Annotated in this window: 16 protein-coding genes; 4 read left to right on the forward strand and 12 right to left on the reverse strand. The window is 62.9% G+C overall.

The window, feature by feature from the left end:
* Positions 1-465 precede the first annotated feature (465 nt).
* Positions 466-1,716: a phospholipase D-like domain-containing protein gene (locus tag AC1DX0_RS18390; protein WP_477356351.1), complete on the forward strand. Its 1,251-nt coding sequence runs from the start codon at positions 466-468 to the stop codon at positions 1,714-1,716.
* A 349-nt stretch (positions 1,717-2,065) separates the two neighbouring features.
* Here the strand turns inward: AC1DX0_RS18390 and AC1DX0_RS18395 are convergent, their stop codons facing one another.
* From AC1DX0_RS18395 to trbB, 11 genes are read right to left on the reverse strand one after another with little or no spacing between them, the layout of a single operon-like run.
* The gene (locus tag AC1DX0_RS18395) at positions 2,066-2,287 is read right to left on the reverse strand and encodes a DUF2274 domain-containing protein (RefSeq protein ID WP_477223617.1); all 222 of its coding nucleotides are present in this window, start codon (positions 2,285-2,287) and stop codon (positions 2,066-2,068) included.
* A 1-nt stretch (position 2,288) separates the two neighbouring features.
* Positions 2,289-3,425: a TraB/TrbI/VirB10 family type IV secretion system protein gene (locus tag AC1DX0_RS18400; RefSeq protein WP_477223616.1), complete on the reverse strand. Its 1,137-nt coding sequence runs from the start codon at positions 3,423-3,425 to the stop codon at positions 2,289-2,291.
* Positions 3,422-4,486, reverse strand: a complete 1,065-nt coding sequence (gene trbG, locus AC1DX0_RS18405; protein ID WP_477223615.1) for a P-type conjugative transfer protein TrbG — start codon at positions 4,484-4,486, stop codon at positions 3,422-3,424. Before trbG ends, AC1DX0_RS18400 begins: the two co-directional genes overlap by 4 nt.
* On the reverse strand, positions 4,483-5,172 hold the full coding sequence (gene trbF / locus AC1DX0_RS18410) for a conjugal transfer protein TrbF (protein WP_477223614.1): 690 nt from the start codon (positions 5,170-5,172) through the stop codon (positions 4,483-4,485). The genes trbG and trbF overlap by 4 nt, the downstream gene beginning before the upstream one ends.
* Positions 5,173-5,176: 4 nt before the next feature.
* The gene (gene trbL / locus AC1DX0_RS18415) at positions 5,177-6,514 is read right to left on the reverse strand and encodes a P-type conjugative transfer protein TrbL (protein WP_477223613.1); all 1,338 of its coding nucleotides are present in this window, start codon (positions 6,512-6,514) and stop codon (positions 5,177-5,179) included.
* A gap of 2 nt (positions 6,515-6,516) precedes the next feature.
* The gene (gene trbK-alt / locus AC1DX0_RS18420) at positions 6,517-6,843 is read right to left on the reverse strand and encodes a putative entry exclusion protein TrbK-alt (protein WP_477356353.1); all 327 of its coding nucleotides are present in this window, start codon (positions 6,841-6,843) and stop codon (positions 6,517-6,519) included.
* An 11-nt stretch (positions 6,844-6,854) separates the two neighbouring features.
* A complete protein-coding gene (trbJ, locus tag AC1DX0_RS18425; protein ID WP_477223611.1) occupies positions 6,855-7,613 on the reverse strand; it encodes a P-type conjugative transfer protein TrbJ in 759 nt (252 codons plus the stop codon).
* Positions 7,610-10,060 (reverse strand): conjugal transfer protein TrbE, encoded by a 2,451-nt coding sequence (gene trbE / locus AC1DX0_RS18430; RefSeq protein WP_477356354.1) that lies wholly within the window; start codon positions 10,058-10,060, stop codon positions 7,610-7,612. Before trbE ends, trbJ begins: the two co-directional genes overlap by 4 nt.
* Positions 10,061-10,070: 10 nt before the next feature.
* Positions 10,071-10,352: a VirB3 family type IV secretion system protein gene (locus AC1DX0_RS18435; RefSeq protein WP_477223609.1), complete on the reverse strand. Its 282-nt coding sequence runs from the start codon at positions 10,350-10,352 to the stop codon at positions 10,071-10,073.
* Positions 10,352-10,684: a TrbC/VirB2 family type IV secretion system protein gene (locus tag AC1DX0_RS18440; RefSeq protein WP_477356356.1), complete on the reverse strand. Its 333-nt coding sequence runs from the start codon at positions 10,682-10,684 to the stop codon at positions 10,352-10,354. Before AC1DX0_RS18440 ends, AC1DX0_RS18435 begins: the two co-directional genes overlap by 1 nt.
* Entirely contained in the window at positions 10,681-11,664 is a 984-nt protein-coding gene (gene trbB, locus AC1DX0_RS18445) for a P-type conjugative transfer ATPase TrbB (protein ID WP_477223607.1), read from the reverse strand. The genes AC1DX0_RS18440 and trbB overlap by 4 nt, the downstream gene beginning before the upstream one ends.
* A 391-nt stretch (positions 11,665-12,055) precedes the next feature.
* On the opposite strand from trbB, the gene AC1DX0_RS18450 reads away from it, so the two are divergent.
* The 3 genes from AC1DX0_RS18450 to AC1DX0_RS18460 are packed head-to-tail and all read left to right on the forward strand — an operon-like array spanning position 12,056 to position 14,140.
* A complete protein-coding gene (locus tag AC1DX0_RS18450; protein WP_477223606.1) occupies positions 12,056-12,715 on the forward strand; it encodes an amino acid ABC transporter permease in 660 nt (219 codons plus the stop codon).
* Complete coding sequence (gene ehuD, locus AC1DX0_RS18455; protein ID WP_477223605.1) at positions 12,705-13,364, forward strand: ectoine/hydroxyectoine ABC transporter permease subunit EhuD; 660 nt, start codon at positions 12,705-12,707, stop codon at positions 13,362-13,364. The genes AC1DX0_RS18450 and ehuD overlap by 11 nt, the downstream gene beginning before the upstream one ends.
* A complete protein-coding gene (locus AC1DX0_RS18460; RefSeq protein WP_477223604.1) occupies positions 13,364-14,140 on the forward strand; it encodes an amino acid ABC transporter ATP-binding protein in 777 nt (258 codons plus the stop codon). Before ehuD ends, AC1DX0_RS18460 begins: the two co-directional genes overlap by 1 nt.
* A 63-nt stretch (positions 14,141-14,203) precedes the next feature.
* On the opposite strand, the gene AC1DX0_RS18465 is transcribed toward AC1DX0_RS18460, so the two are convergent.
* Entirely contained in the window at positions 14,204-14,902 is a 699-nt protein-coding gene (locus AC1DX0_RS18465) for a winged helix-turn-helix domain-containing protein (RefSeq protein WP_477223603.1), read from the reverse strand.
* Positions 14,903-15,350: the final 448 nt, after the last annotated feature.

Raw genomic sequence — 15,350 nt, forward strand, 5'->3', positions numbered from 1 at the left:
CTTCAACTCTGCGAAGCATCATTGTCGCGTTCGACCGCTAGGCGAAATGCCAATTTGCGGAGGAAGATCGTTGGCGTTGTGGGCGCGCCCTGCCTGTTCGCGCTCGGCATTTCAGACTGCTAACCAACAACGGCCAAAAAGGGTGAGTCCTCGTCAACGGTAGTGACTTCGGCGTAGTCGATGGGCGCGGCAAATGCTTTCTGCGCTTTGACCCCTGCTAGTCGCAAGTGCGCCAGGGAACCCGCGCCACCGTTGCAAGTTCATGAGAGATGGCAAGTTGGCCTGCCGCGATCATGCTCACCTCGATAGGAGCAGGGGCCTCCTGTTGCGCACATGTCTGATGCGGGTGGCATGTGGTAGCTATACCGGCAAGGGAAAGTGCGAATGAGTTGCGAGGTCCCCGTCGCTTCGACGTTAGACGCGAAAGCGAGCGGGTTCAGACGTTTGCGCGGGGGGCTCGTTTATGTGGCCGTCGCCGTGATCGCCAGCTTACTGACTCTGCTCGCCATAAATCTGAAGCCAGAACCCCGCGCTTTGCGAGCGCTCGTTCCCCATCGTTTCGACGCCTCGGATCCGCAATTCGCCAGAACGATGAGCAGTTTCTCGCAAGGGCACATGTTCAATTCGAATGCCGTCCAAACCCTGGTCAACGGAGACCAGATTTTCCCATCGATGCTGCAATCGATCCGAGCGGCCCATTCAACGATCGATATKGAAACCTACATCTACTGGTCGGGTGCTGTCGGTCATGAGTTCGCGACATCGCTTGCCGCAAAAGCGCAACAGGGCGTTGAGGTCCGCGTCCTAGTCGACTGGGTCGGCAGTCTTCCTTTCGATGACGACCTGATCCACATCATGACAAGTGCCGGCGTGAAGTTCGAGCGCTATCGACCCCTCCACTGGTATACGCTTGACCGCGTAAACAATCGTACTCACCGTAAGCTGCTGATCGTGGATGGACGGGTCGCTTTTACCGGGGGCGTCGGCATCGCCGACAACTGGAGAGGAAAGGCGCGCGGCCCGGATGAGTGGCGTGACACGCACTACCGAATCGAAGGACCGGCGACATCCAGTTTCCAGGCGGCATTCGCGGAAAATTGGTTGGAGACAACCGGGGAGACGTTGCTGGGTGGGAAGTTCTATCCTCCACCCGAACCAGCGGGAGCGCTTGACGCCCAGTTGATACTTTCTTCGCAGCCGAATGGATCGGAGGCCATGGAACTGATGATGTTGGCAGCGATGGCTGCTGCCAAGGATCACCTGCGTATTGGGATGGCATATTTCGTGCCGGACGACATCGCCCTCCAGCAAATCCTGGATGCCAGGAAACGCGGCGTGTCGGTTGATGTCATCGTCCCCAATTCGCTGACCGACGTGCCGCTAACGCGAAAGGCGTCGCGCTACTTCTGGGGCACATTGCTCAAAGCCGGTGTTCGGATCTTCGAGTTTCAGCCGACAATGTACCATCCCAAACTCTTGATCGTTGACGATGTCTGGGCGAGCTTCGGTTCAGCAAATTTGGATCAGCGCTCCTTACGTCTCAACGACGAAGCCACGCTTAACGTTTACGGCAAGGATTTTGCAAAGACGCAAATCGATTTGTTCAATCAAGATCTTCAGCGGTCCAGGCAGATTAGCCTGGAAGAATGGCAAGCGCGTCCCCTGAATGAGAAGCTCACAGACTGGTTTGCCAGCCGGTTGGGGTCACAACTTTAACTGGCGTCTGCTCGCGCCCAAACCGGAGAAGCCGCAACTGTCATGAATTCGCCCATTCATGACGAGTCCCACCGTCGCTCGCAGGGCCTGATTGACAGAGCCACCTGCGGCCAACCCCGGCGTGCCACCGCCTTCAAGGCCTCGCCTTAGCTGGCCGCCCGCCCCCCACTGGTTGCGCAACCGATACGAGCCGACGCCATCAATTTCGACTTCCGTTAGTGAACGGAAAACGAACACACATTCCGGCCGCCTGTCGCCTCGCTGCTTGGCGTCGATGGCAGACCCGCTTGAATGATTATGCGAACGGCCGATTGTCCAAGAGGTGGTCGCCGGCCACCGGAAACCCGATCTAACGCTCTTCCTTCTTTGCCTTGGCAAAGCCCCGATCCGTCGCGATAAACCTTTCCAGCATCGGCGCGATGAGGCGCGACGGATTGGCAGCGAGTTGCCCGGTCTCGCGCGCAAGGATTTCTGCGTACTTCGCCAGGTCACGATGCAGGGGCGCCGGCAGTTCCACCGTAACCTTTACCGGCTTATCGTCGGCGATCATTGCAAGCTTCAATTTGGCCATGTCAACCTCCGTATGGCACCAGGGCGAGGTCACGGGTAACGAGGACACGAACGGGAAACCCAGGTCGGATCGTAAGGGTTGGGGCGATAGCGAGTTGCCGTTGAACCACCTGTTGGCCTACCTGGCTGACGCTATCGGAAGCGCCGCTGCGCAGGGCACGCACGATGTCGCTGTCTTGATCCGAGGAACCGGCCTGCGCGCCGATGCTCAGAACCGTCGACAACGCCGCAGCCTTGAACAAGTCGCCCCAGTGGTAGTCGACTTCGTCCTTCAGGCCGGCATAGCCCTGAGCATCGGCGCCAGGCTGACGCTCCAGAACGATGGAACGTCCGTCGGGAAAGATCAGCCTGTTCCAGACAAGCAGGACGCGACTCTGGCCCGAACCAATTCCGTTGTCGTACTGCCCGACAATACGAGTGCCTTGGGGAATAAGCAGCGAGCGGCCGGTGGGACTGTCATAGACGTTTTCGGTTACCTGAGCGCTGATCTGGCCGGGCAGGTCCGACCGGATGCCCGTAATGAGCGCGGCTGGAATCACGGCACCGGCCTGAAGCACATAAGGCGACGCCGGAGCCGTGACGTGATCTGGCGCGACTGTACGCCGGTCAGCGGCGGCGGACAGGAAGGAAAGCTGGCGATCCCCGGCATTTGGCTGACCGACCTGACTGGCGAGGTCATTCATGGCGGGCGCGGACGCTTCGGCGGTCCTGGCGTCTCCTTGCCCTGTCTGGAAAAGGACCTGCGAGGTTCTTGCCGCTTCCTCCTCAGCCCGCCGGCGTTGCTCGGCTTCGTCAATCGCGGGGCTTGCGATCGAGGGAGGCACGACGGCCTGTCCCTTGTTTTGGGCATCGAGGATCGGCCTGCCGAGATCACCAGGTAGCGGGGGTCCAAGGACCGGGCCGGCATAGTCGCGCGGCAGGCGTGCCAGTCCGTCAGCGGGCGGCCGATTGGAGGTAGGGTAGAGCTCTTCGCCCTGCTTGATCGTATTCGCGTCCCGCAAAGCGTAAATCAGCGCGCCCCCGATACCGAGCGAGGCTACGAAACCGATGCCTGCGAGCATCTTGCGCGACAGACGCGTCACGCGCGGCGGGTCGGCGCGAAGGCGCATGGGTTCGGCGGCCATATCCTTCTCGTTCATGGCTGCATCGCTCCCCTTTGCGTTGCGTTCGGCGCATTCGACGCTGCGCCGTCGCTCAGCCTCCGCCAAAACCCATCGGCTCTTCGTCCGTCGGTGCGGACGATCCTTACCGTCTGCTGCCGCTTGGCGGCGCCAAGACGCAGTTCGGCCGCACCAAAAAGGCGGTCGACGATCAGGACGTTTTGATAGACGCGGCTATTGGTGATTTCAGCCTGGCCGTCCGGACCGATGACAAAAATCGGCGGCATCTCGCCCTGCACGATGCCGCGCGGAAACTCGACATAGACCCTGCGGCCGTCGTCATAGGCGCTCACCGGCTTCCAGGGCGGGCTGTCGCCGGTAAGGCCATAGCGATAGTTGCGCACAGTAACGTCCGGTATCACCGGCGTTGTGGCAACGGTCTTCAGGGACCCCGCTTTCAGAGCCGGATAGGACCACGCAACGGCAGGCATGTATGGCTTCGTGCCTGCCCGGAGCTCAAGCATATAGCTGCGCCGGTCGGTGGCGATGATGAGGTTCGTTGTGATGTCCGCCCGCGAGGGTTTCACCAGSACGTGGACGCGCCGGGCAATGCCGGAGCCGCTTTCGGTGTCGCCGATGATCCAGCGCGCGGTATCCCCGGCGGCGATCGGACCGTCTCCGGTCAGGCTCTCGCCCGGCTCAAGCGCGATGTCCGTTATCTGGCCAGGCGCGGCATAGACCTGATAGAGCGCTCCTTCGCTCCATGGATAGATCTGAATGGCATTGTAGTAGCCCTCCCGGCGGGGCTCCACGCGCGCCGCAACGTTTGCGTTCTCGACACGCGCGGCCGGCGTTTCGCCGATGGCGCCTCCTTGCGCGGGAGCCCAGCCTGGCGGCACACGAAGGGGCTTGGGCCTTTGGTCCGTCGCGGCGACTGGTGCCGACGGCAAAGGCGGAACATAGGCATCGTAGCTGATCGTCGGCGGCTTCTTCAAAGGCGTGGCGCAGCTCGCCAGCAGCGTCGTCCCCGAGACCAGCATGGCCGATAGCAGGTAGCTTGAGAAAATCGTGCCGGCAGCAAGCCGCGATGTCGGGCTCATTGGCTCATCTCCCGCGACCAGTTGATGGCGTTGACGTAGATGCCGAGTGGATTGGCGCGAAGACGTTCGGCGTCGTCCGGCATCTGCGTCACGATTGTCAGGATCGCGGTCCAGCGCTCGGTGCCGGAAAGCTGGCCGTTTTCATAGTGACGCTCGATCCAGGCGACACGAAAGGAGCCCGGCGAGGCCCGGATGACCGAAGAAATCTCGACCGCGACCTGCTGCTTGCCGACCCTGGAGAAAGGGTCGTTGGCGCGAGCATAGTCGTTGAGCGCCGCAGCGCCCTGATCGGTGGTCCAATCGTAGGCGCGCAGCCAGTCCTGGCGCAGGATGATCGGGTCGGCGGGGATAGAGCGCACCTGTTCGACAAAGCGGGCGAGATGCCACGCTATCTGAGGATCGGTCGGCTTGTAGTCGGCGATCGCGGGCGCGGTCGCTTGAGCCTGGCCCAGCGCATCGACCTGCACGACCCAGGGCACGACAGTACCGCGGCCCAATTGCCAGACCAGTGAAGTGGCGAGGCCTGCCGACAAGATGAGCGACCCGAACGCCATGGCGCGCCAGTTGCGTGCCTGCACGCGAGCAGAGCCGATGCGTTCATCCCAGATCTGCTCCGCCTTTTGATAGGGGGTTTCCGGTCGAGGGGTCTTGCCGTAGTGGACGGCAGGGCGCCTAAAGATATTCATCTTGTCATTTGCCTTCAGAAAGAGAAATCGAAGCTCCGCCGCCATGGCTGTCGCCGGCGCGCACTGCGTGGGCGGCGGTCTGGGCGCCGTGAGCGAGGCGCTGAGAGCGCTGCAAGCGTCTGGCCCATTCCGGCTGTCCGTGAGTGCCGGATGGCTTGCCCGCGCCGGACGCAGGAGCCGCGGCTGCCGACGCGGCATCGCCGATCGTTCCCGAACTGGCGCCGGATGCGAAGCTGGACTTAAGCGATTGACCGGTGTTTGCGGCTGCGCGCTTGAGGGGGGAGGCTGCCGCCGAAGCGCCAGCGCGCGCAATGCCGCCCAAACCGGAGGCGATGCCTGCCACGCCAGCTTGGCCGGCGGCGCCACGCGTATAAGCGGCCGAGACGCCGCCAGCCAGTGATGTCCCGCCACGCGCGGCTGACATCGCGCTCGATAATGCGGCTGTCTCACCTCGCGCCGCCAGGCCGGCTGCGCCATGGCCCGCAACCGCCATGCCGCCCGCAGCAAGGCCAGTGCCGACGGCCGCACCGGCGCCAAGCTGAGGTCCACCCGCGACGAGGCCGTTGGCGATGCCGGGACCGAAGATGCCGAGGCCAAGCAGCGACAGCGCCGCCAGCACGATCGCCATGGCCTGGTCGATGGTGGGGCTCTCACCGCCGAAGCCTTGGGTGAATTCGCCGAAGAGCGTCGATCCGATGCCGATGACGACGGCAAGCACCAGAACCTTGATGCCGGACGAGATTACATTGCCGAGCACGCGCTCGGCCATGAAGGCAGTCTTGCCGAAAAGGCCGAAAGGGATCAGCACGAAGCCGGCCAGCGTCGCCAGCTTGAACTCGATCAGCGTCACAAAGAGCTGCACCGCCAAGATGAAGAAGGCGAGCAGGACAAGCGCCCATGCAAAGAGCAGGCAAGCGATCTGGATGAAGTTCTCAAAGAAGGAGACATAGCCCATCAAACCGGAGATCGCCTCAAGCAATGGTCGTCCGGCGTCGAGGCCGGTTTGCGCCACCTTGCCGGGGTGCAGCAGGTCCTGTGCCGAGAAGCCGGTTCCACTCGCCTTGAGACCAAGACCGGAGAAACTCTCGAACACGATTTGGGCGAGACCGTTCCAGTTGGAGATCAGGTAGGCGAAGACACCGACGAACAGCGTCTTCTTGACAAGCCGAGCAAGGATGTCGTCATCAACGCCCCAGCTCCAGAAGAGCGCGGCCAGCGTCACGTCGATGACGATCAGCGTGGTGGCGACGAAGGCGACCTCGCCACCAAGGAGGCCGAAACCGCTGTCGATGTAGCGGGTGAAAGTGGCCAGGAATTGGTCGATGACACCTGTATTGCCCATACCTATTTGCCCCAGCGCATGGCAGCATCTGGAGACTGCAAAGCGGCCGGATCGCCTATCGAACGGCCCGATGGCTCTTTGAAACCGAGGAAGCGATCGCGCTGTTCGGCCCACAGCCGCGCACATCCATCGTCACCCAGGGCCGCCTCGCCGAGGGCCTGGCAGCGGCGCAGACCTTCGCGAAGCGGATTCGGCATCAAGCCCGCGGTTGCGTGCGCGCCCTCGCCCGCCGGCTTGTTCTCCTTCCGGCTCATACCGACCGCGGCCGCCGAGAGGGCGSCCGCGACAAGGATGACCGCCACCGTGCGAGCTAGGGTTTTGCCGTCCATGGCCATCGACCTCAGCGGTTGAACATTTGGGCCGAGCCGGCCTCGTAGCCCGAGCCGGGCGTGAGGAAGCGGCGGCGCTGCTCGCGGCCCTGATCGACCGCGGCTGCACGTTCGGCCTCAGTCAGCGCCTGGGCACGGCCGTTGGCGGCGACAACAGCGGTCAAGTCCGCGAGCTGCTGGCCCTGAAGCGCAAGAAGCTGATTGCCAGCTTGTGTCGCCTGCAGCGCTCCGGTCGCYGATTGGCTGGCGCCGACCAACGCCGACATCTGCGCGCGGCCGGTCTCGATGTTTCCAACGACGCCCGCCTGGACGCGCATGGCGTCCTGAAGGCCGCCCACCGTGTTTTGCCAGCGCGAGCGCGCATCCGTGACGAGCTGGTGGTCCGATGCAGAGAGCGAGACGCTGCCGTATTGCTGCTGAAAGGCCTTGTCGACCTGCTGGACGTCGAAGGCGATGTTCTGTGCTTGCCCGAGAAGCTGTTGCGTGCGTTGCACCGACTGTTGCAGTTGCTGCAGCGAGGACAAAGGCAGGCTCGCCAGGTTGCGCGCCTGGTTGATCAGCATCTGGGCCTGGTTCTGAAGCGAGGTGATCTGGTTTGTGATCTGCTGCAGCGAACGCGCGGCCGTCAGAACATTCTGGGAATAGTTCGATGGATCAAACACGATGAAGGCATACGCTGGGGCAGTCATCATCGGCGTGATGGTGACCGGAGCGGCGAGCATCGCCGCGACGAGAAGCAGGGCGCGCGGGCGGCTTTGACGAACAGTCATGGTTGGGGATCCTTTTCAGACTCAGGGACGGTGAGGTTGGGAATGAGGTCGGCGGCCCAGCCGACGTGGCGGGCGCGCAGCCAGGCCGCCAGGAAGCCGTGGCGGCCATGCTCGGCGATGATGCTGCCGATCAGGGCTTGATCGCTCTTCGAGGACGCGGCGCAAAGTGCCAGCCCGACCTCGGACAGGCCGAGCTCGAAGAGACGGTCGCCGCGACGGGACTGGCAGTAGTAATCGCGCTTGGGTGTCGCTCGTGCCAGGATTTCGATCTGGCGGTCGTTCAGGCCGAAGCGCCGATAGATGGCGGTAATCTGCGGCTCAACCGCGCGCTCATTGGGCAACAGCAGCCGGGTTGGACAGCTTTCGATGATCGCCGGCGCGATGGTCGAATTGTCGATATMGGCAAGCGACTGGGTGGCGAAGACGACGCTGGCGTTCTTCTTGCGCAGCGTTTTCAGCCACTCGCGCAACTGCCCGGCAAACCCCTCGTCATCGAGGGCAAGCCAGCCTTCGTCGATGATGAGCAACGTTGGACGCCCGTCGAGCCGGTCGCCGATGCGATGGAACAGATAGGACAGGACAGCCGGCGCGGCTTGCGTGCCCACCAATCCTTCGATCTCGAAGGCCTGCACGGATGCCTGTCCGAGGTGTTCGGCCTCGGCGTCGAGCAATCGGCCGTGAGCGCCTCCGACACAGTACGGGCGCAATGCCTGTTTCAGGTCATTGGCTTGCAAGAGCACACTGAGCCCGGTGATGGTGCGCTCCTCGACGGGAGCCGAGGCAAGCGACGTCAGCGCCGCCCAGATCTGCTCCTTTGCGTCCGGTGTGATCTGGATGCCCTCGCGCATCAGGATCGCGACGATCCAGTCCGCCGCCCAGGCACGCTCGTATGTGTCATGAACCCGGGCGAGCGGCTGCAGCGAAACGGAGGCGTCCATGCCTTCGGTGAGGTGCCCCCCGAGATCGTGCCAGTCGCCACCCATGGCGAGCGCCGCGGCGCGGATGGAGCCGCCGAAGTCGAATGCGAAGATCTGAGCCTTGCGGTAGCGGCAGAACTGCAGCGCCATCAGCGCGAGCAGCACCGACTTGCCGGCGCCGGTGGGGCCGACGACCAGCGTATGGCCGACATCGCCGACATGAAGGACCAACCGGAACGGGGTCGAGCCTTCGGTCTTGCCGTAAAGCAAGGGAGGACTGACAAGATGCTCGTCCCGTTCCGGCCCCGCCCACACGGCAGAAAGAGGCATCATGTGGGCGAGATTGAGCGTTGAGATGGGCGGCTGGCGGACATTGGCGTAGGCGTGCCCGGGCAAGGAGCCGAGCCAGGCGTCGACGGCGTTGACGGTCTCGGCAATCGCCGTGAAGTCGCGGCCCTGGATGACCTTTTCGACAAGCCGCAATTTCTCGTCGGCGACGCGCGGGTCGCAATCCCAGATGGCGACGGTCGCGGTGACATAGGCCATGCCCGCCATGTCGGCGCCGAGCTCCTGCAGCGCCGTATCGGCGTCGGCCGCCTTGTTGGCGGCGTCGGTGTCGAGGAGGGCCGAGGCTTCATTGGTCATCACCTCCTTGAGGATCGAGGCGATGCTCTTGCGCTTGGCAAACCATTGCCGCCGTATCCTGGTCAACAGGCGGACAGCGTCGACCTTGTCGAGCAGGATCGCGCGGGTCGACCAGCGGTAGGGGAAGGCCAGCCGATTGAGGTCATCAAGCAGGCCGGGTGTCGTGGCGGTCGGAAAGCCGACAATCGAGAGCACGCGAAGGTGCTTGTCGCCAAGACGCGGTTCGAGCCCGCCGGCCAGCGGTTCGTCGGCCAGCAGCGCATCGAGATAGATCGGCGTCTCGGGGACGCGTACCTTATGGCGTTTGGTGGAGATCGTCGAATGCAGGTAGGTGAGCGTTTCGCCGTCATCGAGCCAGTGGCATTCCGGCATGAAACCGTCGAGCAGGGACAGCACGCGCTCTGTCCTGTCGACAAAGGCGCGCACGATCTCGCCCGGGTCCGCGTCCGACTGGCCGCGACCCTCATAAAGCCACCCCTCGGCGCGCGTGGCGTCTTCGGGCGGTGGCAAAAACAGGAATGTGAGAAAGTAGCTCGATACGAAATGAACCCCCTCTTCGTCGAAATCGGCTTTGCGCTCGGCATCGAGCAGGCTGGAGGCCGCATTGGAAAACTGGCTCTCGGGATAGGAGGCGGCTTCGTGCCGCTGCGCTTCGACAAAGACGCTCCAACCCGAGCCGAGGCGACGAAAGGCATTGTTTATGCGCGACGCCACTGCAACCAGCTCTGCCGCGACGGCGGAGTCGAGATCGGGGCCGCGAAACCTCGCGGTGCGCTGAAAACTGCCATCCTTGTTGAGCACGACGCCCGGCGCGACCAGTGCTGCCCAAGGCAGGTAGTCGGCAAGGCGAGCAGCGGTGCGGCGGTATTCGGCAAGGCTCATCATGGCGGCGCCCTCAAACCGACAGATGCCCGGGAAGCCGCAGGTGTCGGCGTCCAACCTCAAAAAACAGCGGATCGCGCCTGGCGGCCCATACCGCCGTGAGATGTCCGATTGCCCAGATGAGGAGACCGACCAGCCACAGCCGCAGCCCAAGACCGACAGCGCCCGCCAGCGTGCCGTTCAGGATCGCCAGTCCGCGCGGCGCGCCGCCAAGCAGGATCTGCTCGGTCAGCGCCCGGTGGACGGGCACCATCCACCCCGGCACTGCATCAAGCTGTTCGAAAGCGGTTTTCATCAGATCAACGCTCCGCCACCGAACGAGAAGAACGACAGGAAGAAACTCGACGCCGCAAACGCGATCGAGAGACCAAAAACGATCTGGATGAGCCGCCTGAAGCCGCCCGAACTGTCGCCGAAGGCSAGYGWCAGGCCGGTGACGATGATGATGATSACSGCCAYGATCTTGGMGACCGGTCCYTCGACCGACTGCAGGATCTTTTCGAGCGGCTGTTCCCACGGCATCGAGGAGCCCGACGCATGGGCGGCCGGAGCGGCCACGAGATTGAAGGCAATTGCGACGCTGGCCGCAGCCAGGACGGCGCGGCAGCGTGAAAGCAGGCAGATCATGAAGTTTCTCCTGTGGTGATCGGGGTGGCGTCAGCAATGCGGTAGTCGCCGTCGGGGCCGAGACCCTCGACCCTGACCAGTTCGACAAGCCGCCGCGCGTCGCCGCGTCCGGCGAGCACAGCGACAAGGCCGATCGTGTCTGCGATCAGCGCACGCGGGACGGCGGCGACGGCTTCCTGGATAAGCTGCTCAAGACGGCGCAGCGCCCCCATGCCGGAGCCCGCATGAAGGGTTCCGATGCCGCCCGGGTGCCCGGTGCCCCATGCCTTCAACAGATCCAGGGCTTCAGCGCCGCGCACCTCGCCGATGGGGATGCGGTCGGGCCGCAGGCGCAAAGACGAGCGAACCAGGTCGGCGAGCGTGGCGACGCCATCCTTGGTGCGCATTGCGACTAGGTTAGGCGCGGCGCACTGCAGTTCGCGGGTGTCCTCGATGATGACGACCCGATCCATCCCTTTCGCCACTTCGGCGAGCAGGGCGTTGGTGAGGGTGGTCTTGCCAGTCGATGTGCCGCCAGCGACAAGGATGTTCGCGCGACCGGCAACGGCGGCGCGCAATATCGCGGCCTGACCGGCGGACATTACGCCTGCCGCGACGTAGTCATCGAGGGTGAACACGGCGACGGCGGGCTTGCGGATCGCGAAGGCGGGTGCTGCGACGACAGGCGGCAGCAAGCCCTCGAAACGCTCGCCGGTCTGCGGCAACTCGGCCGAGACGCACGGGGAACGGGAATGGACCTCGGCGCCGACATGATGGGCGACCAGGCGCACAATGCGCTCGCCAGCGGCCGGTGCCAGCATTTCCCCCGTATCGGCCAAACCCACCGAAAGCCGATCCACCCAGATACGGCCATCCGGGTTCAGCATGATTTCAACGATCGCGGGATCGTCGAGAAACCGGGCGATGGCGGGTCCGAGCGCGGTGCGCAGCATGCGCGAACTGCGCGCGCGTCCCTCGGTATCGTTGTGCGATATAGCCATCTTGTCCCCGTTTGAGCCGGGAACGCGTCAAACAAATCGCCCGGTCGGGGACGATCAAAAGAGCCCTGAAGCGGTCCGATTCAACGGGTTTCAGCCGTCATCGTAGCGTAGCGTGCAATTACCGGCCAACGACGGTGCCGACGACAGCGGCACTATAATATGTACTTTCGCAATAATATATCTATGTTTATTGACACGCGACTCCCGCCGGGTTTATGAGAGAACCACCGATGGCCTGCTCCAACAGGTATCGTTCTTTCCACCGCGCGGAGGGTTTCATGAGGTCCGGTCCGGAGGGCGCGATTTCCCGGCGCGAAACCGCCCTCATCAGGCACGCCGAAACGATACTGACATCGTCGCCGCCCGTCTCGACAAAGAGTGGTGGCACCCAGTGAGCATGCTCAAGATCTGGCTGGGCATTCTGCAAGGGCTGGGTATCACCGCAGAGGTCACGGCCTATGGCCTGGTCTTTGCGGTCCCCTTCGCGCTCGTCTTCGGCGTCGCGCAGTTTCAGACCACCGGCATTACGCGCTTTCTGGTTACCGCCGTGATCGAATTCTGGCGCAGCTCAGCGGTCGTCGTCCTGCTCTTCTTCTTTTATTACGTGCTGCCGGTGATGGGGGTCACTCTGTCGGCGCTGACCGTCAGTGCATTGGTGCTCGGTCTCAACACCGGCGGCTATGCCAGCCAGGCGGTTCGCGCCGGGCTGCAGTCGCTGCCCGCCGGCCAGCGCGAGGCGGGCATGGCGCTCGGCCTCTCGCGCCCGGCGATCCTGCTCCTGATCGAGCTGCCGCAGGCGCTGGTCGCGATGAGTCCGACCTTCGTCAACAACCTTATCCAGCTCGTCAAGGCAACTTCCCTCGTCTCGCTGGTCACGCTGACGGACATGACCTTCCGCGCCAAGGAAATCGCGCAGACCGACTACGACCCCGTCGCGATCTATTCGGCGCTGCTGCTGGCCTTCTTCGTCGTGTGTTATCCGATCGCACTTGCCGGCCGCTGGCTCGAGGCGCGGGTCAGTCCTGAAAGAGGAACACCGCGTGGGATTTAACTTCGATTTCGCACTAACGACGGTCCCGACGATCATAAGGGGGATTGGCGCAACTCTGCTCGCAACGGTCTTGAGTTGCGTCGGCGCTTCGGCGCTTGGCTTCACTTTCGAAATGATCCGCCGCGGCGGCGGTGCGACTGGCCTCGCCGTCCGCTTCCTGATCGACTTCATCCGCTCGACGCCGGTTCTGGCCTGGCTCTATTTCCTGTATTTCGTCCTGCCCTTCTACGGCATCCGGCTTGGCGCCATGACGGTCGGCATACTGGGGCTGAGCCTGTATTACAGCGGTTATTTGGCGGAGGTGTTCAAAGCGGGCATCGACTCGATCCCGAAAGGCCAGCAGGAAGCGGCCAGAGCATTGTCGCTCACCCGCCGCGACACGGTCGTTTTCGTCATCGCGCCGCAGATGTTGCGCAACGTGGCTGCACCGTTGGGCAACTATCTTGTGTCGATCCTGAAGGCGACGCCCTATCTCGCAATTCTGGCCGTGCCCGAAATGCTCGGCCGCGCCTTCGATATCGCCTCCGAAACCTACCGCTATGCAGAGCCGCTGACCGTCGCCGGTATTCTGTTTCTCGCACTGGCCCTGCTCATCTCTTACGGCGTGAAGCGCATCGAGCAGCGCCTGCTTGCATCTGGACGTCGCTGATGCTCGCTCAAGCCCCGCTTCCAGTCTTCACCGTTCAAGCCACGCCGCATGTCCGGGTCGATGGCCTCAATAAATGGTTCGGTGCGCTGCACGTCTTGAAAGACATTGATCTGGCGATCCGTGCGGGCACACGCATCGTCGTTTGCGGACCATCCGGCTCGGGCAAATCGACCTTGATCCGCTGCTGCAACGGTCTCGAACCTTTTCAAAAGGGAACGATCCAGCTCGACGGGATAGCACTGGGAAGAAGTGTCCGGGACACGACGGCGGCGCGCCAGTTGACAGGCATGGTGTTCCAGAGTTTCAATCTCTTTCCGCATCTCACCGTGCTCGGCAACTGCACGCTCGCGCTGCGCCGGGTTCTCCGGAAATCCAGGCGGGAGGCCGAAGAGATCGCCATGCAGCATCTGACGGCGGTGCGTATCCCCGAAAAGGCGCAGGCCTACCCGGCCCAGCTCTCGGGCGGCCAACAACAAAGGGTGGCGATCGCGCGCGCGCTTTGCCTCAATCCCCGCATCATGCTGTTCGACGAACCCACCTCCGCGCTGGACCCGGAAATGATCAAGGAAGTCCTCGACGTCATGATCGCGCTCGCGGAAACGGGCATGACCATGGTCTGCGTGACGCATGAAATGGGTTTTGCACGCGAAGTCGCCGATGAGATCGTTTTCATGGACGACGGCCGCATCATCGAGCGTGCCTCTTCGCAAGAGTTTTTCTCTGCGACCGCTCACCCACGCGCGCGGCTGTTCCTGGACACCATCGTGAGCCATTGAGATGAGACGCGTGTCGACCAGCATGCCGGCAACACCGCGCCGGACGGGTGCACGGTCGGCAGATCACCAGTCCGGCGCGAACGCGTAGCCAGCCGAGCGGACGGTCCGGATCACATCGCTTCCCACGGATGCACGAAGCCTCTTGCGCAGTCTGGCTATATGGACGTCGACGCCCCGCACGTCGGTTGCGGCGGCATGTTCAGGCCATGCGGCCGTGACCAGCTCTTCACGGCTGAAGACTTTGCCAGGCTGCGCCAAAAGGCTGCGCAAAAGCTTGAACTCGATCGGTGGCATTACGATTTCTTTTTGCTTGAAGAATGTCCTGTGGGTTTGTCGCTCCAGCCGGAAATTGCCGTGCACCAGCTCACCCGAATGCGTTTCGCGCGATAGCTTCACAAGGCCCGCTTTGCCATGAAGCCAAGCCAGAAGCTGTTCGGGGGCGAACGGCCGGGAAAATATCTCGTCTACTCCAGCCTTGATCAAATCGAGATGCAGCTTGCCGGAACGCGGGGCAACCAGGCTCGCGACCGGCGTCGCTTTGGTTGCGGCGGTGGACTTCAACCAGCTGGACTGCTTGACGATCGCGCGGTCCCCTGGATGACAATCCATGATTATGGCAAGCGGGGCTGCCGCCGCGATAGCACGTGCTATTTCCCGGTCTCCCGTGATCAGCTGCGTTTCGAAACCAGCTACAGAAAGTATGTGCCCGAAGACCAGGAAAAAATCCGGATCCTTCGAGGCGATCAGGACCAGTGGCTTCATGAGTCCATCAATCGATTTCGAAACATTATCGGTGCGAGGGCCAGTCCGTGGCCTAGGTTCTTCGCCATTTGCTCATTCACTTCAAATCGGCAGAACCTGCCGGGTGGACACGAGTGTACGCCAGAATACGAGTCTTTACGCCACGTTTCGATCTCCAGCGCAAACGGAGCGCACAGCATGCGACACGCCCTGGCATTGCAAGCGATCCCTTTCCTGTAGTCGCCTCCGCAAAGCGTACGCGCGATCGGCTTAGAGCACCAGTCGCACCCCCATCGAAGCCCCGTTCCTGTACACCGCTTCTGTGCCTGAACACCTCGAAGCCCCCTAGCGAAACGTGTAAAAACTTAGCCGGGGCTATCGTTGGAGAGGTGGAGGCGCGCGACGTCGCGGCTATAACCGGGCATGCAAACCACTGCGACTTACGATTCGGGGACTGGCACTTTCACAA

This window comes from Mesorhizobium sp. P3_A9, from assembly GCF_056402975.1.